This window comes from Hydrogenophaga taeniospiralis CCUG 15921, from assembly GCF_001592305.1.
GTDB lineage: Bacteria > Pseudomonadota > Gammaproteobacteria > Burkholderiales > Burkholderiaceae_C > Hydrogenophaga > Hydrogenophaga taeniospiralis.
In genome coordinates, this window is sequence record NZ_BCWR01000041.1 from 1 (window position 1) to 1,131 (window position 1,131).

General features: G+C 68.5%; 2 protein-coding genes. Both read left to right on the forward strand.

What is annotated here, in order from left to right; translation table 11 throughout:
* Positions 1-104 precede the first annotated feature (104 nt).
* Positions 105-227, forward strand: coding sequence for a hypothetical protein (locus tag HTA01S_RS26205; protein ID WP_281199654.1), 123 nt, complete (start codon positions 105-107; stop codon positions 225-227).
* A 67-nt stretch (positions 228-294) separates the two neighbouring features.
* Positions 295-1,131 (forward strand): HAMP domain-containing protein (locus tag HTA01S_RS24400; protein WP_169804812.1); only part of this gene is annotated, 837 nt, incomplete at its 3' end.

Here is a 1,131-nt window from a genome sequence, read left to right on the forward strand (position 1 = left end):
TCGATGCCGCCGGTGCCGCCGCGCCCACCCCGGCGCCGAGCAGGCCCGCCAAGGCCGCGCCGAGCCCGAAGGCCGTGGCGCCCGCCCCCCGCGAGAACACAACCATGCCCCAACCCCCGACCCGGCCGATGGCGCCCCAGCGCCCGCGGCTGGCCACCCCGACCCCTGCCCCCGTCGCCAAGGCCATCGCGCCCGCCAACGACGCGGGGGAGTGGGAGAGTTTCTGAACTCCGGCAGACGCGCCCCACAAGCCGATTGCCATTTCTTCCCACACAAAGTCCGCAGGTACCCGCCATGTCATTCCCTCAGCTCAAGATCGGTCACCGGCTTTCAGTGGGGTTCGGCAGTGTGGTGGCGCTGCTCGTGGCGGTGGCGGGCCTGTCCTGGTACAGCCTGCAGGCGTCCACGGCGGCCACCGCCAACCTGATGGACATGGAGCGCCGGCTGGCCGTGACCGACGAATGGCTCGCCAGCACCCGCCTGAATGCCAACCGGGTGATCGCGCTGGCGAAGTCGAACAACCACACCGACGTGGACAGCTACTTCAAACCGCTGATCGCCCAGACCACGGCGCGGATCAACGAGCTGCAGAAGACACTGGAGGCGCAGATCACCAGTGAACAGGGCAAGGCCTTGCTGGGCGATATCGCGAAGCGGCGCAAGGAATACATCGGCATCCGCGAAACCTTTTTCACCACCCTGCTCGGTGGCGACAGCTTCGAGGCGGACCGCATGCTGGACGCGGAGCTGGTGCCTGCGGTCGAGCGGTACATCGCGAGCATGTCTGTGTTGCAGCAGCACGAGCGCGAGCTGGTGACGGCCGCCTCGGCCGCGGCGGCGGCCACGGTCTTGCGGGAAGAGATTTCCATCCTGGCCCTGGCCACGGTGGCTCTGCTGCTGGCCGTGCTGGTGGCCTGGCGCATCACCCGCTCGATCACCGGGCCGCTGCGCGAGGCGGTGGCGATGGCCACCGCCGTGGCGAAGGGCGATCTCACGCAGCGTGTGCAGTCCCATCGCAAGGACGAACTCGGCGACTTGCTCAACGCGCTGGATGCCATGAAAAACGCCCTGGTGCAGACCGTGGGCCAGGTGCGCAGCGCCACCGACAGCATCAACACCGCATCGGTGGAG